Origin of the sequence: Microbacterium galbinum, from assembly GCF_023091225.1 — a bacterium.
GTDB lineage: Bacteria > Actinomycetota > Actinomycetes > Actinomycetales > Microbacteriaceae > Microbacterium > Microbacterium galbinum.
Window position 1 is genome coordinate 1200074 of record NZ_JAHWXM010000001.1, and the last position, 25062, is coordinate 1225135.

The window sequence follows — 25062 nt, forward strand, 5'->3', positions numbered from 1 at the left end:
AACAAGGCTACTAGGCTGGCCTCATGACTGCGAAGACCCGTATCTCCACCGACGCCGCCCCCGCTCCCGCCCACACCTTCTCGCAGGGCGTGCGCAAGGGCCCCTTCGTCCAGGTCTCCGGCCAGGGCCCGGTCGACGCCGTGACCAACGAGTACCTCTACCCCGGTGACGTCGCGGCGCAGACGACCCGCACGCTCGAGAACGTCAAGGCGATCGTCGAGGCCTCCGGCGCGACGTTCGATGACGTCGTCATGCTGCGCGTGTACCTCACCAAGCGCGAGGACTTCCCGATCATGAACGACGCCTACGGCGCATTCGTCGAAGCGCACACCACGAGCGGTGTGCTGCCCTCGCGCACCACGGTCTTCACGGGCCTGCCGCGCGAGGAGATGCTCGTCGAGATCGACGGCATCGCGATCGTCGAGTGATTCTCACGGGGAGGCCACGGGCGACCGTTGCCTCCCCGTTATATGCTCTCCGGTACTCTTGTCAAAGACGGCACGTTAGATAACCGGGGGGTGAAGTTCGTGACGGATGTGATCTCGACTCACGAGGCTGCGACAGAAGCGCTCGACGAAGCGCCGACCGCGGCGGAGTCCGAGCCGCCCACGGGCGAGCAGCCCCTCGCGTGGGCTCCGAACGAACCGGCCCCCAAGAAGCGCCGCCTGGGTCTCTGGATCGGCCTCGGCCTCGGCGTCGTGGCCATCGGCGCCGGTGCGGCCTCGATGATCCTCATCGCCCCCGGCACCACGGTCGCCGGCATCAACGTCGGGTGGATGACGCCCGGCGCCGCGAACGACGCGATCGAGTCGCACCTCGCCGACACGCAGATCACTCTCACCGGAGCAGGCGACGGCACGGTGCTCACCGGCAGCGATCTGGGCATCGCCCTCGACGGCGAAGCGCTCAGCAACCAGGCCTTCGCCGAGCGTCCGATGTGGAACCTCGGCGCCTGGATGGGCGAGCCGATCGCCGGAGACATCACGCTCGACGCTGCGACGGCCACCAGCGCCCTGCGCGACGCCGTGCCCTCCAGCTTCGTCGACCCCACCGATGCGGGCGTCACCTTCGACGCCGCCAGCGGAACATACGTCACGACCCCCGCCGAGGCCGGCACCGCGATCGACGTCGACGCCCTCACAGCCGCGATCATCGACACCGTCGCCGCCGGCGGCTCGAACGTCGAGTTCTCGGGCGACCCGACCGAGGCCGCGGCCGCCGTCACCGACGACGACGCCGCGACCACCGCCGCCTCGCTGAACACCCTGCTCGGCACCGCCGGGTTCTACGTGGGCGAGGAGCGCACCGTGCCGCTCACGGCCGACGTCGTCGCCTCGTGGCTCACCGTCACCGAGGAGGGCGGCCAACTGGCCGTCTCGGCCGACGCCGCGGAGATCCAGAAGACCGTCGACCTGCTGCCCGGGATCGTCGACCGCGCACCCGTGAACGCGAGCAACATCGTCGACTCGGCCGGCAATGTGCTCCGCTCCGAGACCGAGGGCGTCACCGGACGCACGATCGGCGAGACGACCGGCATCGCCGACGACGTCGCCGCCAAGATCGAGGCGGGCGACGGGGTGTTCCCGCTCGCGGTGTCCGAGGTGCCGTTCGAGTCGGTGAACCTCTACCGCCACATCGACATCAACCTCAGCACGCAGCGCGCCACGCTCTACGAGAACGACCAGGTCGTCAACAGTTGGCTGGTGTCGACGGGCCTTCCCGGCACCCCCACACCGACGGGCGAGTTCAAGGTCTTCGCGCACACCCGCATGCAGGACATGGGCTGCTACGAGGGCGCCCCGTACTGCACCGAGGACGTCCCGTGGATCACCTGGTTCACGACCAACATCGGGTTCCACGGCACCTACTGGCACAACAACTACGGCAACCGGATGAGCCACGGCTGCGTCAACCTGCCGATCGACCTCGCGAAGTACGTCTACGACTGGTCGCCGGTCGGCCTCGAGGTCTCGGTCCACAACTGACCGACGCGGTCCACGTCTGATCCGGGATCACTCCCGAACACGAGCGGACACGACGAAGGGGCGGATGCCGAAGCATCCGCCCCTTCGTCGTATCCGCGATCAGTTCAGCGCATCGATGATCCCGTTCAGGGTGGCCGACGGACGCATGACCGCCGCCACGAGCGCGTCGTCGGGGCGGTAGTACCCCGCGATCTCGACGGGCGAGCCCTGCACCGCGTTGAGCTCGGCGACGATGGTCTGCTCGTTCTCGGTCAGTGCCGCGGCGATGGGCGCGAAGGCCGCCGCGAGGTCGGCATCCTTCGTCTGCTTCGCCAGCTCCTGCGCCCAGTACAGGCCGAGGTAGAAGTGGCTGCCGCGGTTGTCGATCGTGCCGAGCGCGCGACCCGGGGAACGGTCCTCCTCGAGGAAGGTTCCGGTCGCGGCGTCGAGGGTCTCGGCGAGCACGCGGGCCTTCTCGTTGCCCGTGCGGTCGGCGAAGTGCTCGAGCGAGGCCGCCAGCGCGAAGAACTCGCCGAGCGAGTCCCAGCGCAGGTAGTTCTGCTCGACGAGCTGCTGCACGTGCTTGGGCGCGGAGCCACCGGCACCCGTCTCGAACAGCCCACCGCCGGCCAGCAGCGGAACGATCGAGAGCATCTTGGCGCTCGTGCCCACTTCGAGGATCGGGAACAGGTCCGTGAGGTAGTCGCGCAGCACGTTGCCCGTCACCGAGATGGTGTCGAGTCCGTGACGCATGCGCGCGAGCGTGTAGCGCGTGGCCTCCTCGGGGGCGAGGATCGTCAGCGTCAGGCCGTGCGTGTCGAGCAGCGCGAGACCCTGGTGCACCTTGGCGATGATCTGGGCGTCGTGCGAGCGGTTCGCATCGAGCCAGAAGACCGCCGGGTCGCCGGTCGCGCGAGCGCGGGTGACCGCGAGCTTGACCCAGTCCATGACCGCGATGTGCTTGGTCTGCGTCGCGCGCCAGATGTCTCCGGCCTCGACCTCGTGCTCGATGAGCGCGTTGCCCTCGCCGTCGAGGATCTGCACGACACCGGCCGCGGGGATCTCGAAGGTCTTGTCGTGGCTGCCGTACTCCTCGGCCGCCTGCGCCATGAGACCGACGTTCGGCACGGTGCCGATCGTGGCGGGGTCGAGCGGGCCGTTCGCGATCACGTCGTCGATGACGGCCTGGTACACGCCGGCGTACGACGAGTCGGGGATGACCGCGAGGGTGTCGTCCTCGCCGCCGTCCTGGCCCCACAGCTTGCCGCCGTTGCGCACGAGGGCGGGCATCGAGGCGTCGACGATCACGTCGCTGGGCACGTGCAGGTTGGTGATCCCCTTGTCGGAGTTCACGTACGACAGGCGCGGACCCTCGGCGATGGCCTTGTCGAAGGCCGCGGCGATCGCGGTTCCGTCGGCGACATCGGCGAGACCGGACAGGATCGAGCCGAGACCGTCGTTCGGACGCAGACCCGCCTCGGCGAGCTGCGTGCCGTAGGTCGCGAACACGTCGGCGAAGAAGGCCTTCACGACGTGGCCGAAGATGATCGGGTCGCTGACCTTCATCATCGTGGCCTTGAGGTGCACCGAGTAGAGCACGTCATCGGCCTTGGCCTGGGCGAGGGTCTCGGCGAGGAAGGCGTCGAGAGCCGCGGCCGAGAGGAAGGTCGCGTCGATGATCTCGCGCGGCAGGACCTTGAGGCCCTCCTTGAGGACGGTGACGGTGCCGTCGGCGGCCGTGTGGCGGATGCTCAGCACGTCGTCGGATGCCGCGACCCACGACTTCTCGTTGGACTTGAAGTCGTCGTGGCCCATCGTCGCGACGCGGGTCTTCGACCCCTCGGCGAAGGCCTTGTTGCGGTGCGGGTGCTTCTTGGCGTAGTTCTTCACCGCGAGGGGCGCGCGGCGGTCGCTGTTGCCCTCGCGCAGCACCGGGTTCACGGCGGAGCCCTTGATGCGGTCGTAGCGCGCGCGCACGTCCTTCTCGTCGAGCGAGGTCGGGTCGTCGGGGAAGTCCGGGATGTCGTATCCCGCCTTCTGCAGCTCGGCGATCGCGGCCTTGAGCTGCGGGATGGATGCCGAGATGTTCGGCAGCTTGATGATGTTCGCCTCGGGCAGCGTGGCGAGGCCGCCGAGCTCGGCGAGCGCGTCGCCCACCTGCTGCTCGGGCGTGAGCTTCTGCGGGAAGGCTGCGAGGATGCGGCCGGCGAGCGAGATGTCCCTGGTCTCGACCTCGATGCCCGCCTGACCGGTGTAGGCCGTGATGATCGGCAGGAGCGAGGCGGTGGCGAGCGCCGGTGCCTCGTCGGTGTAGGTGTAGATGATGGCGTCGTCAGTCACCGGATGATCTCCGTTCACAAGGGCGATTTGTCTCGATACCAAGATACCCGCAACGCTGTGGGAGAAATCTCGACCCGATCGAGTGTGCGCGTGCGCGCGAGGGGTTAGCCTGGGGTCATGTCCGAACTGCGCATGGTCGAACTCTCCGCTGCGACGATCGTCGCCGTGAACAACATGTCGCTCAAGCCCGGGCAGGAGCAGTTCCTCGCTCCGGTCTCGTACGGGATCGCGGCGACCGTCATCAACCCGGCCACGTCGTGGCAGCGGGTCGTCCTCGACGGCGATGCCGTCGTGGGCTTCGTGAGCGCCAACTTCGATCCCGAGGCCCCGGAGGATCACTTCCGCTCGGTGCTGTGGCGCATCAACGTCGACGCCGACGACCAGGGTCGCGGCGTCGGCCGGTTCGCCGTCGAGAAGTTGCTCGAGGAAGCCCGCTCCCGCGGTCTCGACCATGTCGATGTGATCTACGAGGCCGGAGACGACGGCCCCGAGGCGTTCTTCCTGCGCGTGGGCTTCACGCCCGTCGGCGAGACGGAGTACGGCGAGGTCATCGCCTCGATCCGCATCGCGTCCTGAAGCCGGCGGCGGGGTCTCGAATCCCCTCCCCCATCGAGACCCCGTCGCCTTCGGCCGGGGCGTCGGGCGACCGTGCCCGCGCGCATCTCCCCCGGCGTGACAGAAATATGTTGCGCTCGACCACAAACCGTGTCTATCATCGCTGAAGAAGCCTGAGCGAAGCGCTTCGACAATCTCACCCAGAGCGACGATGGAGTCACGATGACGACGATCCACGAGGTGGCCGCTGCCGCCGGTGTCTCGATCAGCACCGTGTCGTACGCGCTCAGCGGCAAGCGTCCCGTGTCGGAGAAGACCCGCCGCCGCATCGAGGATGCGGCGCAGACGCTCGGGTACCAGCCCGATGCCGGCGCCCGGATGCTCGCGGGCCGCCGCACCCACATCTTCGCGCTCACGGAGCCGCTGCGCGCCGACACGCACGCCCCCACGCACATGGCGTTCGTGCTGGCCACCGCCGTCGCCGCCCGCCGCCGCGGCTACGACATCCTCCTCCTCACCGACGAGCAGACCTCCGATGGGATGAACCGCGTCGCCGCGTCGAACCTCGTGGATGCGATCCTCGTGCTCGATGTGGCGCCCGACGACGAGCGCGTCGACATCGCCCGCTCGGTGCGCACGCCGACGATCTTCATCGGGCTCCCCGACGATCAGCGCGACCTCACCTGCGTCGACCTCGACTTCGAGGCCGCCGGCCACCTCGCGATCGATCGACTCGCCGACGCCGGCCACACCGCGGTGCACCTCCTCGGCCAGACCGAGGTCTCGTACCGCAAATCGAACTTCCCCCGCCGACTCCTCCGCGGGGTCGAGGAGCGCGCCGCCGACCGCGGCGTCGTCCTGACCTGGACCGCGACCGGGGCCGCTGCCACCGACCCCGCTCTCGTGCGCCGATCGGCCGAAGCTGCTCTCGATGACGGCATCCGCGCGTTCGTCGTGCACGCCGTCGGCGACGTGCACGACGTGCTCCTCGAGGTGTTGGACGAACGCGGCCTCGCGCTCGGCGTCGACGCCTCGGTCATCTCGGCCGCGGCATCCTTCGACACCTCCGTACTCGCAGCGCCGATCGACACCATCCCGCTCGTGCCGCAGCAGTCGTGCGAGCTCGCGGTCGACATCGCCGTGCGCCACCTCGACGAGACGAACGTGCCGCCCGAGATCCACCTCATCGCGCCCGAGTACCACGGCGCGGGTTCCGTCCGACCGCCCCGCGACTGACCTCGCCCTCACACCTCCCTCCCGTATCGCCGAGATCGAAACGCTTCGACGATCACGCGATCGCCACAACTGAACACCCCACCGATGCAGTGTTCGGCCCTCCGGGGCCACCGAGAAAGGAGTGCCGACGATGGCACGCACGACACGCAGGACGAAGACGCTCACCGCCCTGGCCGCTCTCACCGCGACCGGTATCGCGCTGAGCGGCTGCACCGCCGGATCGTCCGACGACGGCGGAGACGGCCAGACCCTCAAGCTCTGGCACTACGAGGGCGCCGACAGCGCCATGGGCAAGGCCTGGGACGAAGCGATCAAGATCTTCGAAGAGGAGACCGGCGCGACGGTCGAGTTCGAGGAGAAGTCGTTCGAGCAGATCCAGAAGACCGCGAGCCAGGTGCTCGACACCGACGCCGCCCCCGACCTGATGGAATTCAACAAGGGCAACGCGACGGCGGGCTTCCTGGCCTCGACCGGCCTCATCACCGACATCTCCGACGCCGTCGAGGAGTACGGCTGGGACGAGAAGCTCGCCCCGTCGCTGCAGACCACGGCCAAGTACTCGGAAGACGGCGTGATGGGCGGCGACACCTGGTTCGGCGTGCCGAACTACGGCGAGTTCGTCGGCGTCTACTACAACCAGGATGCCTTCGCAGCAGCGGGACTCGAGATCCCCACCACCTACGAGGAGTTCGTCGACGTGCTCGACGCCTTCGTGGCACAGGGCATCACCCCGCTGGCCGAGGCCGGCGCCGAGTACCCGCTCGGCCAGCTCTGGTACCAGCTCGCCCTGCTCGAGGGCGACCGCAGCTTCGTCGACGCCTACCAGCTCTACGACGGAGAGGTCGACTGGCAGGGTCCGGAGATCACCTCCGCGACCGAGACCCTGAAGGAGTACGTCGACAAGGGCTACATCGCCTCCGACGTCTCCTCCGTCAAGGCCGAGGACGCCGGTGTCTCGTTCATCAACGGCACCTCGCCGATCTTCGTGTCGGGCTCGTGGTGGTTCGGCCGCTTCGTCGCCGAGGCCACCGGCTTCGAGTGGACGATGAACGCCTTCCCGGGCGCCGATCTCTCGCTCGGCTCCTCGGGCAACCTCTGGGTCGTTCCCGAGAACGCCGCCAACAAGGAGCTCGCGTACGAGTTCATCGACATCACGATGCGCCCCGAGATCCAAGCGATCATCGGCAACAACGGCGGCCTCCCCGTCGCCGCCGACACCGCCGACATCACCGACGAGAAGAGCGCCGCGCTCATCGAGACGTTCAACGGCGTGCTCGACGCCGACGGCCTGTCGTTCTACCCGGACTGGCCCGCACCCGGCTTCTACGACGTGATCGTGCAGGAGCTGCAGGGTCTGGTCACCGGCGTGCAGGATGCCGAGACCACGAACGCGAACCTCGGCGAGCAGTACGACGAGGGCACCGCCGAATTCCGTTGATCCGCCCGCGGGGGCGGCGCCCGACCGGCGCCGCCCCCGCACCCTCCTGGAGATGAACATGTCACTCGCCACCCGCGAGGGCCGCCGCACCAAGCTGCCGCCCGAAGAACCGTCGATCCCGCAGCGCAGCGGTGGGACCGGGGCCTACTGGATGTACCTGCTCCCCGGCTTCGTGCTGTTGCTCGTGGTCGTCATCGTCCCGCTGATCTGGAACGTGTACCTCACCTTCACGAAGTGGAAGGGCGTACGCACGCCGGAGTTCATCGGTCTCGAGAACTGGCAGAAGATCCTCACCGACAGCGACTTCTGGACCTCCTTCACCAACTCGGTGTGGATGATCCTCGCGATGGTCGTCGTGCCCACGATCATCGGCCTCATGGTCGCCGCCCTCCTGTTCGACGTGGTCGGACGCAAGTTCGGCGGCAAGGTCGGCAGCTTCCTGCGGGCCACCTACTACCTCCCCCAGATCCTTCCGATCGCCGTCGCCGGCATCGTGATCGGCTGGATCGTGCGCCCCGGCGGCGACGGCGCGCTCAACCAGATCCTCGCCTGGTTCGGCATCCCCGCCTACGACTGGCTCGGCCAGATGCCTTCCGCGCTCATCGTGCTGATGGTCGTGATGGTCTGGGTGCAGCTCGGCTACCCCGTCGTGGTGTTCATGGCCGCGCTCCAGCGCGTCGACCCCGAACTCTACGAGGCGGCCGAACTCGACGGCGCGAACTGGTTCCAGCGCTTCTCGGCGATCACGATGAGCATCATCCGCCCCGAGATCTTCGTCGTCACCCTCACCTGCACCATCGCGGCGCTCAAGGTGTTCGGCCCGGTGTACATCATCACCCGCGGCGGACCGGCGGGGTCCACCCTCGTCCCGGCGTACTACGCCTACCAGGAGTTCTTCACCAAGCGGAACGTCGGCTACGGCGCCACGATCGCGACCGTGCTCACGATCGTCGTGGTCATCGTGTCGATCATCTTCATCCGCGTCCAGAACTCGCTCGAGCGCAAGGAAAGGGCGGGTCTGTGATGCACGCCACCACCGCCATCGTCACCGGCAAGAAGGCCGCGAGCCGTCCGCGCGGCGGCATGACCAAGAAGCGTCCCGTCGACTGGCTCCTGCTGGCGCTCGTCATCGTCGGCGCGCTGCTCGTGATCGCGCCGTTCTACCTCGTGCTCGTGAACTCCTTCAAGTCGCCGCTCGACTACGCGACCTCCGGCCCCCTCGCCTTCCCCGAGACCCTCGACTTCGGTGGGATCATCAAGTTCTGGGAGCGCGTGAACTTCCCCGAGAAGGTCTGGAACTCGATCTTCATCGCCGGCATCGTCTCGGTGCTCGCGGTCGTGATCTCGATGCTCAACGCCTTCGCGATCGGGATCGGACGCGTGCGCGGACGCTCCTGGATCGTGCTGCTCTTCCTGCTCGCGAACCTGCTGCCGCAGGAGGCGCTGCTGTACCCGCTGTACTACATGTTCAAATCGGTCGGACTGTACGACAACGTCTGGTCGGTCATCATCGTGTTCACGGTGATCCAGGCCGCGTTCGGCACGTACCTGCTGTCGTCGGTGTACGGCACCTTCCCCAAGGAGATCCTCGAGGCCGCCTCGCTCGACGGCGCGACCCGCTGGCAGATCCTGTGGCGCGTCGTCTTCCCGATCAGCCGCCCGACGCTGTCGGTGCTGCTCATCTTCTTCTTCATCTGGACGTGGAACGAGTTCCTCATCCCGCTGACGTTCCTCGCGTCGAACGCCAACCAGACCGTCCCGGTCGCGATCAGCGTGCTGCAGGGCGACCGCCTCATGGACGTCACCACCACGAGCGCCTCGGCCCTGCTGGGCATCATCCCGACGCTCATCTTCTTCCTCATCTTCCAGCGCACCCTCACCCGGGGCATCACGGCAGGAGCAGTCAAGTAATGAAGTTCACCGACGGGTTCTGGCAGCTGCGCCCCGGCGTCACCGCGCTGTACGCGCAGGAGGCGTACGACATCGCCGAGACCACCGAGACCCCCGACGGCCCAGGTCTCGTCATCACCGCTCCGACGATGGTGATCTCCAAGCGCGGCGACACCCTCAACCGGCCCGTGCTCACGACCACCCTCTCCTCCCCCGCCGAGGGCGTGATCCGGGTGCGGATCGCCCACCACACCGGCCGGCGGTGGCACGGCGGCTTCGCCCTCCCCGGTGCCGGTGGTGCCACGGCATCCGTGTCGGTGTCGGACGCCGGCGGCGTACTCGACGCGGGCTCCCTCGTGGCGACGGTCACCCCCGGTGCCCCGTGGGACCTGTCGTTCGCGGTCGACGGACGCCGGGTCACCGGCAGCGGGCACAAGGCGCAGGGATACGTCCAGCTCGCCGAGGGCGCCCAGGTCGACCCGGGGATCGTGAGCAACGCGCGTCAGGGCGGCGGGATGCCGGCGGCATCCGTCTTCGTGCACGAGCAGCTCGACCTCGGCGTCGGCGAGCAGATCTACGGACTCGGCGAGCGCTTCGGTCCGCTGGTCAAGAACGGCCAGACGGTCGACGTGTGGAACGCCGACGGCGGTACCTCGAGCGAGCAGGCGTACAAGAACGTGCCGTTCCACCTCTCGAGCAGGGGCTACGGCGTACTCGTCAACGACCCGGGACACGTGTCGTACGAGATCGGCTCGGAGGCGGTCGAGCGCGTGCAGTTCTCGGTGTCGGGCGAACAGCTGGAGTACTTCGTGATCGCGGGGCCCACCCCCAAGGACGTGCTCGGGCGCTACACCGCCCTCACCGGTCGCCCGCCCGTGGTGCCGGCCTGGTCGTACGGACTGTGGCTGTCGACGAGCTTCACGACCGACTACGACGAGCAGACCGTCAACTCCTTCCTCGACGAGATGGCGGCCCGCGAACTGCCCGTGTCGGTCTTCCATTTCGACTGCTTCTGGATGCGCGAGTTCAACTGGTGCGACTTCGAGTGGGACCCGCGGGTGTTCCCCGACCCCGAGGGAATGCTCGGCCGCCTGCACGACAAGGACCTGCGCGTCTGCGTGTGGATCAACCCCTACATCGCCCAGCGCTCCCCCCTGTTCCGCGAGGCGGCCGACCAGGGGTTCCTGGTGAAGCGCGCCGACGGCTCGGTGTGGCAGTGGGACCTCTGGCAGGCGGGCATGGGGCTCGTCGACTTCACGAACCCCGAGGCGACGGCCTGGTACCAGTCGAAACTGCGCGCTCTCGTGGCGCAGGGCGTCGACTGCTTCAAGACCGACTTCGGCGAGCGCATCCCGACCGACGTGGTCTGGGCCGACGGCGCCGACCCCGAGCGCATGCACAACCTCTACACCGACCTCTACAACCGCGCCGTGTACGACGTGCTCACCGAGGCGCGCGGCGAGGGCGATGCCGTGCTCTTCGCCCGCTCGGCGACCGCGGGCGGGCAGAGCATGCCCGTGCACTGGGGCGGCGACTCGACGTCGACCTACACGTCGATGGCCGAGACCCTGCGCGGCGGCCTCTCGCTCGCCCTCTCGGGCTTCGCCTTCTGGAGCCACGACATCGGCGGGTTCGAGGGGATGCCGGATGCCGGCGTCTACAAGCGCTGGACAGCGTTCGGCCTGCTCGGCTCCCACTCGCGGTTCCACGGCTCGAGCTCGTATCGGGTGCCGTGGGCGTTCGACGACGAGGCGGTGGAGGTCACGCGTCGCTTCACGCACCTCAAGATGCGCCTCATGCCCTACCTGTACGCGCAGGGCCTCGACGCGGCCGCCACGGGTGTGCCGCTGATGCGGCCAATGGTGCTCGAGTTCCCCGACGACCCGGCGACGGCGTACCTCGACCGCCAGTACATGCTCGGCTCCGACCTGCTCGTGGCCCCCGTGTTCACCGAGGACGGCGAGGTCGAGTTCTACCTGCCGGCCGGCGAGTGGACCTCGCTGCTCACGGGCGAGACGGTGACCGGCGGCGGGTGGCGGCGGGAGCGGCACGGCTTCGATTCGCTCCCCCTGTACGTGCGCCCCGGAACCGTGCTCCCCTGGGGCGCCCGGGTCGATCGACCCGACTACGACTACCATGACGGATTGCAGCTGCGCGTCTTCGCGGGCGGCACCGGCACCGCGGCCGTCACCGTCACGAATCCCGACGGTCGCACCGAGACCTACACGGCCGACCTCGAGGAGATCACCGCATGACCACGCTGTTCACCCCCCGCGACGACTACCGGGGCTCGGGACTCGTCTTCCCCGCGGACTTCACGTTCGGGTCGGCGACCGCGTCGTACCAGATCGAGGGAGCCGCCGCCGAGGACGGGCGCACCCCCTCGATCTGGGACACGTTCAGCAAGACCCCCGGCAAGGTGTGGAACGGCGACACGGGAGACGTGGCCTGCGACCACTACCACCGCACCGAGGAGGACCTCGACCTGATGGCCGACCTGGGGCTGCAGGCCTACCGGTTCTCGATCGCGTGGCCGCGCATCGTCCCCACGGTGTCCGGCGGGGTGAACCAGGCCGGCGTCGACTTCTACTCGCGTCTCGTCGACGGGCTGCTCGCCCGCGGCATCCGTCCCGTCGCCACGCTGTACCACTGGGATCTGCCGCAGTACCTCGAGGATGCCGGCGGCTGGACCGCGCGCTCCACGACCGACGCCTTCGAGCGGTACGCCGAGATCATGGGCACGGCCCTGGGCGACCGTGTGCACACGTGGACGACGCTCAACGAGCCGTGGTGCTCGGCCTACCTCGGCTACGGTCAGGGCGGGCATGCACCGGGGCGCCACGAACCGGCATCCGCCCTGTCGGCCGTGCACCACCTCAACCTCGCGCACGGGCGCGCGGTGCAGGCGCTGCGGGCGACCTCGACGGGCGACCCGGACTACTCGGTCACGCTGAACTTCCACGTGCTGCGCGGTCAGGGCGACGGTGCGGCCGAGGCGATGCGTCGCATCGATGCCCTCGCGAACCGCGCGTTCACCGGTCCGATGCTGCGCGGCGAGTACCCCGCCGATCTGCTCGACGACACATCCTCGGTCACCGACTGGTCGTTCGTGCAGGAGGGCGACCTCGCCACGATCCACCAGCCGATCGACGTGCTGGGAGTCAACTACTACTCGACCGCGACCGTGCGGCTCTGGGACGGCGTCTCGCCGAAGCAGCAGAACGATGGGCACAAGGGCACCGAGGGCGGCACCGCCTGGCCGGGCAGCGATCAGCTCGTCGAGTTCGTCGAGCAGCCGGGCCCGTACACGGCGATGGGCTGGAACATCGCACCCGAGGGACTCGAGGAGCTGCTCGTGTCACTCTCGGAGCAGTTCCCGGAGCAGGCGCTCATGGTCACCGAGAACGGCGCCGCGTTCGACGACGAGGTCTCGGCCGACGGCACCGTTCCCGACCCGGAGCGCACCGACTACCTGCGTCGGCACTTCACCGCGGCGCACCGGGCTCTCGAGCGCGGCGTCGACCTGCGCGGATACTTCGTCTGGTCGTTGCTCGACAACTTCGAATGGGGCTACGGCTACGCCAAGCGGTTCGGCATCGTGCGGGTCGACTTCGACACGCTCGAGCGCACCGTGAAGGACTCCGGTCACTGGTACCGCGAGCTGGTACGCAGCCGCACGATCGCTCCCTGAGCGAGCGCGGTGGGGTCCCGCTGATCCTGGCGGGATCTCACCGATCGCGGTCGTCCCGGCTCTCCCGGTCGTCGCCGCGCGGGCGCTTGCGCGCCGACCACGCGGCGAAGGCGGATGCCGCCGCTCCCGCCGCACGATCGATCGCCTCGGCGGAGCGCGAGATCGCGTCCTGCGCGGCGTCCTGCCATCCGACGCTCGCCGTCGTGTCCCCCCGCCCGCGCGCGGTGTGCTCGGCGATCTCGAAGGCACGGGCGAGCGCGTCGACGGCGTCGCGGTAGTCGGCGAACTCCGCGGGCGTCGGACGCTCCCCCGCCGTGCGCCGCGCCTCCGCCGCACGATTCGCCGCGCGGAAGTATGCCGCCGTCGCCGGCTGCTTCACGTCCGACATCGCCGGGTAGGCGATCTGCAGACCGGGATCGGTCTCGTAGGTCATCCAGCGCGCGACGATCGCATCGTGGTCGGCGCGCAACCGCTCCAGCGGGCGAGGGGCGGATGCCGCGGGGAGCGCGGCGCGGGCCGCATTCAGGCGCACCTGCTTCGCGCGCACATCGGCCGCGGCCGCCTTCGCATCGCGCTCGGCGTCGCGCAGCATCCGTTTCGCGCTGGCCACGTGCTCCGCCGTCGCCCGGCGTGCGGTGCGTTCGGCGGCGATGCGGGTGTGATCGGCGCGCGCGATCTTCACGGCTGCGCGCTTCTCGACCACCGCGACCTTCGCCGCCCGCAGGTCATGGCGCGCAGCATCGACGGCGAGGCGTCGGCCACTGCGCGTGCTGCGACGCCGCAGCCCGACGGCGCCCGCGGTGACACCGCCGGCGCCGACCGCCGCGATCCACCACCACTCCCCGAGGAGCATCAACGGGTCCATCCTCCGATGCTATCGAGCCGCTGGCCGGGGCGCTGAGCAGGACCGGGGAGGGAACCTCACTGAACAGGTGTCGAATCCTTGCGGAAACCCCTGTCCCGGGGGGCCGCACGGGGGTACGTTGATCGTGCTCATCACTCCCCGATGGGCGCACAAGCCCACACCGCCGCACCGACCACGATTCGGTGCGGCACCGACGATGGAGGCCCACATGGGATTCGTAACCACGGAAGACGGCGCGGAGATCTTCTTCAAGGACTGGGGTCCCCGCGACGCCCAGCCCATCATGTTCCACCACGGCTGGCCTCTGTCGTCCGACGACTGGGACGCGCAGATGCTGTTCTTCCTGTCGAAGGGCTTCCGCGTCGTCGCCAGCGACCGTCGCGGTCACGGACGCTCCTCGCAGATCGGCACCGGGCACGACATGGACCACTACGCCAGTGACGCGTCGGCGGTCGTCGAGCACCTCGACCTGCGGAACGCCGTGCACATCGGCCACTCGACCGGAGGCGGCCAGGTCGCCCGCTACGTCGCCAAGTACGGCCAGCCCCAGGGGCGCGTCGCGAAGGCCGTGCTCGTCTCGGCCGTTCCGCCGCTGATGGTGCAGACCGAGGCGAACCCCGAGGGCACGCCGATCTCGGTCTTCGACGGTTTCCGCGAAGCGCTCGCAGCGAACCGCGCCGACTTCTTCCAGGCCGTCGCCTCCGGTCCCTTCTACGGCTTCAACCGCGAGGGCGCGGCCGTCTCCGAGCCCGTCGTCGCCAACTGGTGGCGCCAGGGAATGACCGGCAGCGCGCTCGCGCACTACGAGGGCATCAAGGCGTTCTCCGAGACCGACCAGACCGAGGACCTGAAGTCGATCACGGTTCCGGTGCTGGTGCTGCAGGGCGACGACGACCAGGTCGTGCCGTACAAGGATGCCGCGCTGAAGCAGCACGAGCTCCTGCCGAACTCCGAGCTCAAGATCTACGAGGGTTACCCGCACGGCATGCTCACCACGCACGCCGACGTGATCAACCCCGACATCCTGGCGTTCATCCAGGCGTAATCGCGGCCGCTCCACACGCAGACGGCGCACCTCGGGATCTCCCGGGGTGCGCCGTTCCGCGTCGTGCCGTGCGACGGCTCGTCGCGTCAGACCAGCGTCTCCTGCCATGCCGCGTGCAACTGGGCGAACTTGCCCGTGCCGCCGATCAGGGCATCGGGGGTGTCGTCCTCGATGATCTCGCCGTGCTCCATCACGAGCACCCGGTCGGCGATCGCGACGGTCGAGAGCCGGTGGGCGATGATGATCGCGGTCCGGTCGGCGAGCAGCGTCTGCAGGGCATCCTGGATCAGCCGCTCCGAGGGGATGTCGAGTGACGCCGTCGCCTCGTCGAGGATCAGCACCGCGGGGTCGGCGAGGAACGCACGGGCGAACGAGATCAGCTGACGCTGACCGGCCGACACGCGGCCACCGCGCTTGTTGACGTCGGTGCCGTAGCCGTCGGGCAGCGCCTCGATGAACCCGTCCGCGCCCACGGCCCGGGCGGCAGCGCGGATCTCGTCGAGCGAGGCGTCGGGTTTGCCGAGTGCGATGTTGTCGGCGACGGTGCCGCTGAACAGGTAGGCCTCCTGCGTGACCATGACGATCGCGCGGCGGAGGTCCTTCGGGTGCAGCGAGCGCAGGTCGACGCCGTCGAGCGTCACCGTACCCTTCGACGGGTCGTAGAAACGCGAGATGAGCTTCGCCAGCGTCGACTTACCCGCACCGGTCGTGCCGACCAGCGCGATCGTCTGCCCCGCGGGGATGTCGAGCGAGAAGTTCGGGAGGATCGTCTTCTCACCGTTGTACCCGAAGGTCACCTCGTCGAACTCGATGTGCCCGCGCGACTCCCACAGGTCGACCGGCTTCTCGGGGTCGGGCACCGTCGGCACCTCCTCGAGCACGCCCGACACCTTCTCGAGCGCGGCGGTGGCCGACTGGTAGGAGTTGAGGAACATCGCGATCTCCTGCATGGGCGCGAAGAAGTTGCGCACGTACAGCACCGCCGACAGCAGCACGCCGACGGTCAGCGCGCCCTCGGCGACGCGCACGCCGCCCCAGAGCACGACGATGCCGAGCGTGAGCGCCGCGACGCCCATCAGGCCGGGCTCGAAGGTGCCGAACAGCATCAGCGAACGGCGGTTGACGTCGCGGTACTCCCCCGAGATCTTCTGGAAGGCGACGTCGTTGCGGGGTTCCTTGCGGAACGCCTTGACCGCGCGGATGCCGGTCATGGTCTCGACGAACTGCACGATCACCTGTGCGCTGATGACGCGCGACTCGCGGTAGACGAGCTGCGACCGCGAGTAGAACCAGCGCATCAGGAAGAACAGCGGAACACCCGCGATCGCGAGGATGAGTCCGGACTGCCAGTCCCAGATGCACAGCGCGATGAAGGTGAACAGGCCGAAGAGCACGCCGGAGACGAGCTCGTTGAGGCCGCCGTCGAGCAGCTCGCGGATCGAGTCGAGGTCGCTCGTCTGACGCGAGATGATGCGCCCGGAGGTGTACGACTCGTGGAACTCGAGGCTCAGACGCTGCGTGTGCAGGAAGATCCGCTTGCGCAGATCGAGCAGCACCGCCTGCGTCAGCTTGGCGGCGATGATGACGTACCAGGCGATCATCACCGCGGCGACGACCCCTGCGAGCAGGTAGACGCCGCCGATCATGAACGTCGGCATCCAGTCGGAGTGCTCGATCACGGCCGGCAGCGCACGGTCGAGCCCGATGCTGATGAGGATGGGGCCCGCGACCTGCAGCGCGGTCGAGATGACGAGCACGACGGCTGCCAGCACGATGCGCGCCTTGAGCGGCCGCACGAGCGAGCCGAGCAGACGCAGCGAGCGCTGCCGGATGGCCCTGCTCTCCTCCTTGGTGTACCGGGAGCGGTCTTCGTCCTGCGTTCCGATGAGGGCGCTCATGACCGCACCTCCTTCTCGGTGATCAGATCTTCGTCGGGCTGCTCGCCGTTCTGGGCGCGGATGCCCGCCTCGATGTCGTGAGCCTCGTCGGCCTCGTCGTCGCGGATCACGGGGATCGCGCCGGTGCGCGCCGCTTCCTCGGCCTCGAGGCTGGAGATGACGTGACGGTAGTGGCGGCTGCTGCGCAGCAGCTCGCTGTGCGTGCCGACGGCGGTGATGCGCCCGGCCTCGAGCAGCGCCACGCGGTCGGCGAGGGCGACGGTCGACGGCCGGTGCGCGACGATCATCGCGGTCGTGTCGGCGAGCACGTGGCGCAGCGCCTCCTCGACGAGCGCTTCGGTGTCGACGTCGAGCGCCGAGAGGGGGTCGTCGAGCACGAGCACCTTCGGCTTCGCGGCGACCGCACGCGCGAGCGCGAGTCGCTGTCGCTGACCGCCCGAGAGACTCAGTCCCTCTTCACCGATGACCGTCTCGACGCCATCGGGCAGCGCGTCGACGAACGATGCCTGGGCGACGTCGAGGGCTTCGCGCAGGACGCGCTCGGCCTCGTCGCTGTGCACGTCGAGCTCGGCGCGACCCAGCAGCACGTTCTCGCGCACGGTCGCCGAGAAGAGCGTCGCGTCCTCGAACGCCATCGCGATGTGCTGGCGCAGTTCGGCCAGCGGCAGGTCGCGCACGTCGACGCCGTCGAGCGTCACGGAACCGCCGGTCACGTCGTAGAGGCGGGTCGGCAGCGTCGTGAGGGTGGTCTTGCCGCTGCCGGTGAGGCCGACCAGCGCCATGGTCTCGCCCGGCCGCAGCACGAGGTCGATGCCGTCGAGCAGGTCGCGCTCCTGCGCGCCGGCGTCCTGGTAGCGGAAATGCGCGTTCTGGAATGCCAGCTCGCCCCGCGGGTTCTCGATGTGCACGGGGTTCTCGGGGTCGGTGATCGTGTTCGTCTCGGAGAAGATCTCGAACACGCGGTCGGTCGCCGTGCGGGCGTCGAGCATGAACGAGAACAGGAAGCCGATCGACTCGATCGGCCAGCGCAGCACCGTCGCCATCGCGAAGAACGCGAACAGTTCGGGCAGGTCGATCGCGCCCTGCGAGATGAGCCAGATCCCCGACATGAGGCTGAGACCGAAGGCGATCTGCGGCATGAGGTCGAGCCAGAACCAGATCGAGGCGATCGCCCCGGCCTTGCTCATCTCGGTCTCGCGCAGCGTCTCGGCCTGGCGGCTGAAGCGGCTCAGCGCATGCTTACCGCGCCCGAACGCCTTGAGCACACGGATGCCGTGCACGCTCTCCTCGACGCTCGTGGCGAGGTCGCCCGCCTGGTCCTGGCTCCGGCGGGTGAGGGCCCCGTAGCGCTTCTCGAAGAGGTAGCCGCGGATCCACAGCGGGATCGCGGTGACGATGAAGATCGTGCCCAGCAGCCAGTGCCACCGGAACAGGAGTGCCGCTCCGATGATGATCGTGAGGATGTTCACCACGAGCAGCACGAGACCGAAGGCGAGCCAGCGGCGGATGAGGCCGATGTCCTGCATCATGCGGCTCAGCAACTGGCCCGACTGCCAGCGGTCGTGGAACGCCACGGGCAGGGTCTGCAGGCGCGCGTAGAGATCGGTGCGCATGCGGTACTCGACCTCGGTCGAGGGCTTGAGCACGAACTGGCGGCGCAGGAACACCATCAGGGCTTCACCGAGGGCGAGGCCGAGAACGGCGACCGCGCCCCAGACGATCGCTCCGAGCTCGCCGGTCTGCACAGGGCCCTGGATGATCTGCTCGAGGACGATCGGGATCATCAGCGCGATGATCGCCGCGGCGAGCGCGCTGGCGGCACCGCCGGCGAGCCGCCAGATGACGGGACGGACGAAGGGCTTGAGACGCCACAGCGCTGCGGCGGTCGACAGGGAGGAGGAAGCGGGGGGATTCTGCGAGGAAGACATGTCTCTCAGACGGTTCGTGCGGAAGAGGTTGCGGAGCAGGCGGACGCCGAGCGGTCTCGGTGAGTGCAGCGGACTCGTCGAGTCCGGCGTCCGGCGGGGAAGAGGCGGGCGCGGAGCGCGGTGCGGCTCTAGTGGAACGTGCGCACCGGAGTCGTGCCGAGAGCTGCGATCTGCGTGACCAGGATCGTGGTCATGGTGTCCTCCTCAGGGCTCGGCGGTGTCGTCCGGTCGGTGCGACAGCCCTCCAGCCTATTGCTGTGAACAAGCTGTGCGCAAGAGGAATTCCTCCTTTCCTCTCGCGCGACCCGTCGGCCCCGGTCTCTCAGCGCGCGATCTCTTCGCGTGCGAGCAGGCGCTTCTTCACGTCGAGTCCCCAGGCGAAGCCGCCGAGGGTGCCGTCGGTACGCAGCACCCGGTGGCACGGCACGAACAGCGCCGGGGCGTTGCGCGCGCAGATCGATGCCGCGGCCCGCACGGCGCGCGGGTTGTCGAGCACGGCGGCGAAGGAGGTGTACGTGAGCGGAGCGCCCGGGGCGATCTCCCGCAGCGCGGCCCAGCCCGACAGCTGCAGCGAGGTGCCCGTCTGACGCACGGGCACGGCGTCGATCGCCGCGAGGTCGCCCGCATAATACGCCTGCACGGCCGACGCTGCTTCGGTCTCGCCCTCGCGCACCTCTGCCGGGCGCACCGCCGCCGCGAGCCTTCCGAGGATCGCCCCGCGGTCGGCCGTCCAACCGGACGCCAGCACGCGCTGCTCGTCGTCGGCGAGGATGGTGAACGCCCCGTCGGGAGTGTCGATGGTCTGGATGAGGGCGGTCATGGGGTCTCCTTCGTGATCGGTGTCTTCGTGATCGGTGTCTTCGTGATCGGTGTCGTCGTGATCGGTGTCGTCGTCGCGCGCTTCGCCGAGCGGACGGGGGCCGCGCGCCAGAGGTGCGCGGTGAGGTAGCTCCGCCACGGAGCCGTCCGCTCCGCCCACGCCGTCAGGGCACGCGGTTCGCCCGGGAGACCGGAGGCCGCGGCCCCGGCTCGCATCGCGACGTCACCCGGGAGCAGGATGTCGGGGTCTCCGAGCACCCGCATGCGCACGTAGTCGGCCGTCCACGGCCCGATGCCCGGCATCGCGAGGAGCGCGGCCCGCTGCTCGGCCCCATCGTCACCGACCGTGAGGGTGAGCGAGCCGTCCGCCAGCGCGGCAGCGGCACCGGTGATGGCACGGATGCGGGCGGCCGGCCCCCGCAGCACCTCGGAGCCGTGCTCGGCGATCGCGGTCATGGTCGGGAAGAGCACACCGTCGTCGGTGCGCTCTCCGAGGGCGTCGGCGAGCGCGGTCAGCGCCGTCCGGGCGGCGACGACCGTGATCTGCTGACCGACCATCGCGCGGATGAGCATCTCGTGGGGATCGGCCGCTCCCGGCACTCGGATCCCCGGGGTCGCGGCGACCAGCGGCGCGAGCTCGGGGTGCGCACCGAGCGCGTCGTCGACGGCCCGCGGGTCGGCATCCAGATCGAACAGGCGCCGCACCGTGCCCACCAGGGGCGCGAGATCACCCAGCTGCGTGACCCGGGCGCGCAGATGCAGTCGCTCGGCGGCATCCTGCCGCACCTCGAACCACGCCGGCCCTCCGCTCATGCGCAGGTGCCGTGCGAACGACGTCTCGGTGGCCGCCTCGACCCCGGGCAATGCGCGGGCCGCCATCCAGGCGAAGATGCCCGAGGCATCGAGTGGCCCGCGGAAGGGCAGCACGAGGTCGATCGTGCCGGGAGCTGCGGCCATCGGCATCCGTCGTCGCGCGCGCAGCTCGCTGGGCGTGAGGGCGAAGACCTCGCGGATCGTGTCGTTGCACTGCCGGATGCTGGCGAACCCCGCCGAGAACGCCACGTCGGAGACGGGCATGTCGGTGCCGACGAGCAACATGCGCGCCGTGTGCGCACGGTGCGCACGGGCGAGGGCCAGCGGCCCGGCACCGAGCTCGCTGACCAGCACCCGGTTCAGATGCCGGCTCGAGTACCCGAGCCGCGCGGCGAGGCCGGACACTCCCTCGCGTTCCACCACACCCGCGGAGATGAGTCGCATCGCACGGGCCGCGGCGTCACCGCGCAGATTCCAAGCCGGCGACCCGGGCGCCGCCTCGGGGAGACAGCGCTTGCATGCCCGGTAGCCCGCCTCGTGCGCCGCGGCGCTCGTCGGGTAGAACGTCACGTTCTCGGGCTTCGGCGTGCGCGCCGGGCAGCTCGGCCGGCAGTAGATGCCCGTCGATCGCACGGCCGTCACGAACTGCCCGTCGAAACGGGTGTCGCGTGCGTCGATCGCGCGGTACCGCTCGTCGAAGTCGGTCACGGGGAGGCTCATGACTCCATGCTGTCACGGGCCTCCGACATCGACTGGCGGAAATCGGACATCACGGTGAGAGGTCACGACACGTCGCATCCGCGCGGCGCGAGACGGCGTGTCGTGACTCCTCACGCGATCGCCGATCTCCGATCGCCGAGAGACCGGACGGACCGAGGCCCCCACCCGCGGTCTGCGGATGAGGGCCTCGAGGGAGCTGCGGATGCTCAGTGGAAGAAGTGGCGCTCTCCCGTGAAGAACATCGTGACGCCAGCCTTGCGGGCCGCATCCACGACCTCCTCGTCGCGCACCGAGCCACCCGGCTGCACGATCGCGGTCACACCGGCATCGATGAGCACCTGGGCGCCGTCGGCGAACGGGAAGAACGCGTCGGATGCCGCGACCGAACCGCCCGCGCGCTCGCCCGCGCGCTCGACCGCGAGGCGGCACGAGTCGACGCGGTTGACCTGGCCCATGCCGACGCCGACCGTGGCGTTGTCCTTCGCGAGCACGATCGCGTTCGACTTGACGGCGCGGCACGCCTTCCACGCGAAGATCAGGTTCTCCATCTCGAGGTCGCTCGGGCGCTCACCGGAGACGAGCTCCCAGTTCTTGGCGACCGAGACGATGTCGTCGGGGAACCGGTCGGCGTCCTGCAGCAGGAGTCCGCCCGAGACCAGGCGCACGTCCATGCGCTCCTGCTGCCAGTCCTCCGGCAGCTGCAGCAGCCGCAGGTTCTTCTTCGCCTTGAACACCTCGAGGGCGGCGGGCTCGAACGCGGGGGCGACGATGACCTCGGTGAAGATGTCCTTGAGGTTCTCGGCCATCTTGAGCGTCACGGTGCCGTTCGCGGCGATCACTCCGCCGTACGCCGAGACCGGGTCGCACTCGTGCGCGCGCAGGTGCGCGCTGGCGATCGGGTCGAGGGCGTTCGGAGCGGTCGTCGCGATGCCGCACGGGTTGGCATGCTTGATGATCGCGACGGCCGGCTTGATCATGTCGTAGGCGGCGCGCAGGGCGGCATCCGCGTCGACGTAGTTGTTGTACGACATCTCCTTGCCCTGCAGCTGCGTGGCCTGGGCGATGCCGTGACCGCCCGCGCGCGTATAGATCGCACCGCGCTGGTGGGAGTTCTCGCCGTAGCGGAGCGTCGCGAGGCGCTCGGCCTGGATCGTCAGGTGCGCCGGCAGGTCGCCGTCGTCCTGGAGGGTGCCCTCGGCGAACCACGACGCGACGGCCGTGTCGTAGGCGGCGGTGTGCGCGAACGCGCGGGCCGCGAGCTCGCGCCGCTGCGACAGCGAGGTGCCGCCCTCGGCGATCGCCGAGATGATCCCGGGGTACGACTGCGGCGAGACGACGATCGCCACGTTCGCGTGGTTCTTGGCGGCGGCGCGCACCATGGCGGGCCCGCCGATGTCGATCTGCTCCACGACGTCGTCGCCCTGGGCGCCCGAGGCGACGGTCTCGACGAACGGGTACAGGTTCACCACGACGAGCTCGAACGGTGCGATGTCGAGGTCGGCGAGCTGACGCTCGTGGTCCTCGAGGCGCAGGTCGGCGAGCAGGCCGCCGTGGATCTTCGGGTGCAGGGTCTTGACGCGACCGTCGAGCATCTCGGCGACACCGGTCACCGCGGCGACGTCGGTCACCTCGAAGCCGGCCTCGCGGATGGTCGCGGCGGTCGAACCGGTCGACACGATCTGCACGCCGGAGTCGGCGAGCGCCTTCGCGAGGACGAGCAGATCGGTCTTGTCGCTCACCGAGACGAGCGCCCGGCGGATCGGCACCGTGTCGCGATCGCGGTACAGCGAGGGGTCGTGGCGGGGGCCGGCCATGGTGATGCTCCTTCGTGCGTCGGGCGTGAGAGGGGAGGAAGAGGATCAGGAAGCGGCGTCGAGCGCGAGCTCGCCGGTCGCGATGCGCCGTACGACATCGATCAGCAGGCGGCGCTCGACGGGCTTGATGCGGTCGTGCAGGGTGTGCTCGGTGTCGCCGTCGAGGATCGGCACGCGCTCCTGCGCGAGGATCGGTCCGGTGTCGACGCCGTCGTCGACGACGATCACGCTGGCGCCCGTCTCGGCGACGCCGGCGGCGAGCGCATCGCGCACCCCGTGCGCGCCCGGGAACTCCGGCAGGTAGGCCGGGTGGGTGTTCACGAGACGCGGGGAGAACTGCGCCACGAGGGATGCGGGCAGCAGGCGCATGAGACCGCTGAGCACGACGAGGTCGGGGTTCCAGACGGCGAGCTGGCGGCCGAGCTCCTCGCCCCAGGCCTCGCGGCTCTCGTGCTCGTGCCACGGCACGGTGAAGCTGGGGATGCCGAACTCCTCGGCGTGGGCCAGGCCGTCGGCCTCGCGGTCGGCGCCCACGACGACCACCCGCGCGGGAAAGTCCGGGTGGCGGGCGGCCTCGAGGAGGGCACGAAGATTCGAGCCGGTGCCCGAGATGAGAACGGCGACCGTGAGCACGCGCCCAGTCTACCGGGGCGCGGGAGGGCGCCCCTCCCCGGTGACATCGTCGAGCGGAGCCGTCTCCGCGAAGGGCAGAGGGGCGGCATCCGCTGGTGAATCGGCGGATCCGGCAGACGGCGACGTCGATGCCGCGTCACCGATCAGATCGTCGAGATCGGATGCCGTCATCTCGGCGACCCAGCGATCGGTGCGCTCCTCGGCGAGCTCGTCGCGGTTGCGCGGCGACAGCAGCAGGATCGCGGCGCCCAGCAGCACCTCTCCCCCGAGGGCGAGCGCGAAGGCGCCGACCGACGGGCCGGTCTCGGCGAGACGCCCCGGACCGATCGACCCGCTGGTGAGCAGCGCGGCGAGGGCGGCGACACCCGCGGTCACGGCGCCCATGCCGACCGCGATCACGGCGCGCGGCAGCATCCGTAGCGGCGTCCCCTCCCACACCAGGCGAGAGCGCACGGCCCATCCGGCCACGGCACCGGCGGCGACCGGCAGCAGCACGACGATGAGCATCCAGATCGAGCTGTTCTCGGGCAGCAGCCCCAGCACCGGGATGCCGGGCACGACGCCGAGCTGCGTGCCCGCCGGAGACACCGCGGTGCCGACGCCCACGGCGAATCCGGGTCCGGCGATCCACGACGCCGTCCAGATGAGGAGCGTCGGCAGGTAGAGGAACTGGGCGAGGGTGATCACGACCGCGCCGAGCACGTCGACACGTGCGGCCTGGAAGAGGGCGACGACCTCCCCGCCGCGGAACAGCGTGAGGAGGGCGAGCGCCGCGGCAGAGACACCGAGCACGGCGACGAGGGCGAACGCCGCTCCCCGCACGATGGCCGCGGGTACCGGGGTCCACTCGGTCCAGGCGTCCAGACGGTCGTGGATCGCATCGATCGGCCCGCCGTCGCCGTCCTCCCAGACCACGCGCACCGCTCCGCACACCGCACCCGCGAGGTACACGGCCGCGGGCAGCAGGATCGCGAGGAGCAGGGAGGTCTTCGCCGCGTCGAGACGCGAGGTGAGGGCGACGCCGGCGGCGATCGCGGCGAACACGACCGTGCCCGAGAGCACACCGGTCACCCACGAGCCGGCGTTCGCGGCTCGCGCGCCCGAGCGCGCCGCGAACAGCAGGGTGAAGACCAGGAGGGCGAGCGGGGCGACCGAGACGGTGAAGGACGCCGCCGCCGCCGGAACACCGACCGCGACCAGCGCCGCATCCGCGATCGTGATGTCGAGCGGTACCCCGTGCCCGAACGCCCACAGCGTGCCGGTCAGCGGCCAGAGCGCCCCCCAGTCGGCCGCGGCGCCGAAGGCGAGGGTCCACAGCAGGGTCAGCGGCGCCAGGAGCACGGCGAGTCCGACGGCGGCCGCGATGGCGGCGTCGAACGCGGCGAGGAGGGCGACGAGAAGGCGTTGCATAGC

General features: G+C 69.6%; 19 protein-coding genes. 10 read left to right on the forward strand and 9 right to left on the reverse strand.

What is annotated here, in order from left to right; all coding sequences use genetic code 11:
* The first annotated feature begins 23 nt into the window (after positions 1-23).
* Both KZC52_RS05875 and KZC52_RS05880 read left to right on the forward strand, forming a co-directional pair.
* The gene (locus KZC52_RS05875; protein ID WP_247623118.1) at positions 24-428 is read left to right on the forward strand and encodes a RidA family protein; all 405 of its coding nucleotides are present in this window, start codon (positions 24-26) and stop codon (positions 426-428) included.
* Positions 429-518: 90 nt separating this feature from the next.
* Positions 519-1985, forward strand: a complete 1467-nt coding sequence (locus KZC52_RS05880) for a L,D-transpeptidase family protein (protein WP_247623119.1) — start codon at positions 519-521, stop codon at positions 1983-1985.
* Between the two features lie 99 nt (positions 1986-2084).
* Here the strand turns inward: KZC52_RS05880 and KZC52_RS05885 are convergent, their stop codons facing one another.
* Entirely contained in the window at positions 2085-4304 is a 2220-nt protein-coding gene (locus tag KZC52_RS05885) for an NADP-dependent isocitrate dehydrogenase (RefSeq protein WP_247623120.1), read from the reverse strand.
* A 117-nt stretch (positions 4305-4421) separates the two neighbouring features.
* On the opposite strand from KZC52_RS05885, the gene KZC52_RS05890 reads away from it, so the two are divergent.
* The 7 genes from KZC52_RS05890 (at position 4422) to KZC52_RS05920 (ending at position 13114) form a co-directional block, all read left to right on the forward strand.
* Positions 4422-4880 carry a GNAT family N-acetyltransferase gene (locus KZC52_RS05890; RefSeq protein WP_247623121.1) on the forward strand — a complete coding sequence of 153 codons (459 nt, stop codon included), beginning with the start codon at positions 4422-4424 and terminating at the stop codon, positions 4878-4880.
* Positions 4881-5081: 201 nt separating this feature from the next.
* Positions 5082-6095 carry a LacI family DNA-binding transcriptional regulator gene (locus tag KZC52_RS05895; protein ID WP_247623122.1) on the forward strand — a complete coding sequence of 338 codons (1014 nt, stop codon included), beginning with the start codon at positions 5082-5084 and terminating at the stop codon, positions 6093-6095.
* Between the two features lie 130 nt (positions 6096-6225).
* On the forward strand, positions 6226-7533 hold the full coding sequence (locus tag KZC52_RS05900) for an ABC transporter substrate-binding protein (RefSeq protein ID WP_247623123.1): 1308 nt from the start codon (positions 6226-6228) through the stop codon (positions 7531-7533).
* Positions 7534-7591: 58 nt separating this feature from the next.
* A complete protein-coding gene (locus KZC52_RS05905; RefSeq protein WP_247624718.1) occupies positions 7592-8557 on the forward strand; it encodes a carbohydrate ABC transporter permease in 966 nt (321 codons plus the stop codon).
* Positions 8557-9444: a carbohydrate ABC transporter permease gene (locus KZC52_RS05910; protein ID WP_247623124.1), complete on the forward strand. Its 888-nt coding sequence runs from the start codon at positions 8557-8559 to the stop codon at positions 9442-9444. The genes KZC52_RS05905 and KZC52_RS05910 overlap by 1 nt, the downstream gene beginning before the upstream one ends.
* Complete coding sequence (yicI, locus tag KZC52_RS05915) at positions 9444-11678, forward strand: alpha-xylosidase (RefSeq protein WP_247623125.1); 2235 nt, start codon at positions 9444-9446, stop codon at positions 11676-11678. Before KZC52_RS05910 ends, yicI begins: the two co-directional genes overlap by 1 nt.
* Positions 11675-13114 (forward strand): GH1 family beta-glucosidase, encoded by a 1440-nt coding sequence (locus tag KZC52_RS05920; RefSeq protein WP_247623126.1) that lies wholly within the window; start codon positions 11675-11677, stop codon positions 13112-13114. Before yicI ends, KZC52_RS05920 begins: the two co-directional genes overlap by 4 nt.
* A gap of 37 nt (positions 13115-13151) precedes the next feature.
* Here KZC52_RS05920 and KZC52_RS05925 read toward each other — a convergent pair whose 3' ends face one another.
* Positions 13152-13979 carry a hypothetical protein gene (locus KZC52_RS05925; protein WP_247623127.1) on the reverse strand — a complete coding sequence of 276 codons (828 nt, stop codon included), beginning with the start codon at positions 13977-13979 and terminating at the stop codon, positions 13152-13154.
* Positions 13980-14187: 208 nt separating this feature from the next.
* On the opposite strand from KZC52_RS05925, the gene KZC52_RS05930 reads away from it, so the two are divergent.
* Positions 14188-15024, forward strand: coding sequence for an alpha/beta fold hydrolase (locus tag KZC52_RS05930; protein ID WP_247623128.1), 837 nt, complete (start codon positions 14188-14190; stop codon positions 15022-15024).
* 86 nt (positions 15025-15110) lie between these two features.
* On the opposite strand, the gene KZC52_RS05935 is transcribed toward KZC52_RS05930, so the two are convergent.
* The 7 genes from KZC52_RS05935 to KZC52_RS05965 all read right to left on the reverse strand — a co-directional run bounded on the left by KZC52_RS05935 (position 15111) and on the right by KZC52_RS05965 (position 25059).
* Positions 15111-16922 (reverse strand): ABC transporter ATP-binding protein, encoded by a 1812-nt coding sequence (locus KZC52_RS05935; protein WP_247623129.1) that lies wholly within the window; start codon positions 16920-16922, stop codon positions 15111-15113.
* A complete protein-coding gene (locus KZC52_RS05940; RefSeq protein ID WP_247623130.1) occupies positions 16919-18850 on the reverse strand; it encodes an ABC transporter ATP-binding protein in 1932 nt (643 codons plus the stop codon). The genes KZC52_RS05935 and KZC52_RS05940 overlap by 4 nt, the downstream gene beginning before the upstream one ends.
* A 322-nt stretch (positions 18851-19172) precedes the next feature.
* The gene (locus tag KZC52_RS05945) at positions 19173-19670 is read right to left on the reverse strand and encodes a methylated-DNA--[protein]-cysteine S-methyltransferase (RefSeq protein ID WP_247623131.1); all 498 of its coding nucleotides are present in this window, start codon (positions 19668-19670) and stop codon (positions 19173-19175) included.
* Positions 19667-21202, reverse strand: a complete 1536-nt coding sequence (locus tag KZC52_RS05950; RefSeq protein WP_247623132.1) for a DNA-3-methyladenine glycosylase 2 family protein — start codon at positions 21200-21202, stop codon at positions 19667-19669. Before KZC52_RS05950 ends, KZC52_RS05945 begins: the two co-directional genes overlap by 4 nt.
* A 206-nt stretch (positions 21203-21408) precedes the next feature.
* Positions 21409-23016 carry a bifunctional phosphoribosylaminoimidazolecarboxamide formyltransferase/IMP cyclohydrolase gene (gene purH, locus KZC52_RS05955; protein ID WP_247623133.1) on the reverse strand — a complete coding sequence of 536 codons (1608 nt, stop codon included), beginning with the start codon at positions 23014-23016 and terminating at the stop codon, positions 21409-21411.
* Positions 23017-23061: 45 nt separating this feature from the next.
* Positions 23062-23649 (reverse strand): phosphoribosylglycinamide formyltransferase, encoded by a 588-nt coding sequence (gene purN / locus KZC52_RS05960; protein ID WP_247623134.1) that lies wholly within the window; start codon positions 23647-23649, stop codon positions 23062-23064.
* 9 nt (positions 23650-23658) lie between these two features.
* Complete coding sequence (locus KZC52_RS05965; protein ID WP_247623135.1) at positions 23659-25059, reverse strand: cell division protein PerM; 1401 nt, start codon at positions 25057-25059, stop codon at positions 23659-23661.
* Between the last annotated feature and the right edge of the window lie 3 nt (positions 25060-25062).

What these genes read in the sequence shown, in the direction of transcription:
- KZC52_RS05875 (WP_247623118.1), top strand. Translation starts at nt 24, where the DNA reads ATGACTGCGAAGACCCGTATCTCCACCGACGCCGCCCCCGCTCCCGCC.
- KZC52_RS05890 (WP_247623121.1), top strand. Translation starts at nt 4,422, where the DNA reads ATGTCCGAACTGCGCATGGTCGAACTCTCCGCTGCGACGATCGTCGCC.
- KZC52_RS05895 (WP_247623122.1), top strand. Translation starts at nt 5,082, where the DNA reads ATGACGACGATCCACGAGGTGGCCGCTGCCGCCGGTGTCTCGATCAGC.
- KZC52_RS05900 (WP_247623123.1), top strand. Translation starts at nt 6,226, where the DNA reads ATGGCACGCACGACACGCAGGACGAAGACGCTCACCGCCCTGGCCGCT.
- KZC52_RS05905 (WP_247624718.1), top strand. Translation starts at nt 7,592, where the DNA reads ATGTCACTCGCCACCCGCGAGGGCCGCCGCACCAAGCTGCCGCCCGAA.
- KZC52_RS05910 (WP_247623124.1), top strand. Translation starts at nt 8,557, where the DNA reads ATGCACGCCACCACCGCCATCGTCACCGGCAAGAAGGCCGCGAGCCGT.
- yicI (WP_247623125.1), top strand. Translation starts at nt 9,444, where the DNA reads ATGAAGTTCACCGACGGGTTCTGGCAGCTGCGCCCCGGCGTCACCGCG.
- KZC52_RS05920 (WP_247623126.1), top strand. Translation starts at nt 11,675, where the DNA reads ATGACCACGCTGTTCACCCCCCGCGACGACTACCGGGGCTCGGGACTC.
- KZC52_RS05925 (WP_247623127.1), bottom strand. Translation starts at nt 13,979, where the DNA reads ATGGACCCGTTGATGCTCCTCGGGGAGTGGTGGTGGATCGCGGCGGTC.
- KZC52_RS05930 (WP_247623128.1), top strand. Translation starts at nt 14,188, where the DNA reads ATGGGATTCGTAACCACGGAAGACGGCGCGGAGATCTTCTTCAAGGAC.
- KZC52_RS05935 (WP_247623129.1), bottom strand. Translation starts at nt 16,922, where the DNA reads ATGAGCGCCCTCATCGGAACGCAGGACGAAGACCGCTCCCGGTACACC.
- KZC52_RS05940 (WP_247623130.1), bottom strand. Translation starts at nt 18,850, where the DNA reads ATGTCTTCCTCGCAGAATCCCCCCGCTTCCTCCTCCCTGTCGACCGCC.
- KZC52_RS05945 (WP_247623131.1), bottom strand. Translation starts at nt 19,670, where the DNA reads ATGACCGCCCTCATCCAGACCATCGACACTCCCGACGGGGCGTTCACC.
- KZC52_RS05950 (WP_247623132.1), bottom strand. Translation starts at nt 21,202, where the DNA reads ATGAGCCTCCCCGTGACCGACTTCGACGAGCGGTACCGCGCGATCGAC.
- purH (WP_247623133.1), bottom strand. Translation starts at nt 23,016, where the DNA reads ATGGCCGGCCCCCGCCACGACCCCTCGCTGTACCGCGATCGCGACACG.
- KZC52_RS05965 (WP_247623135.1), bottom strand. Translation starts at nt 25,059, where the DNA reads ATGCAACGCCTTCTCGTCGCCCTCCTCGCCGCGTTCGACGCCGCCATC.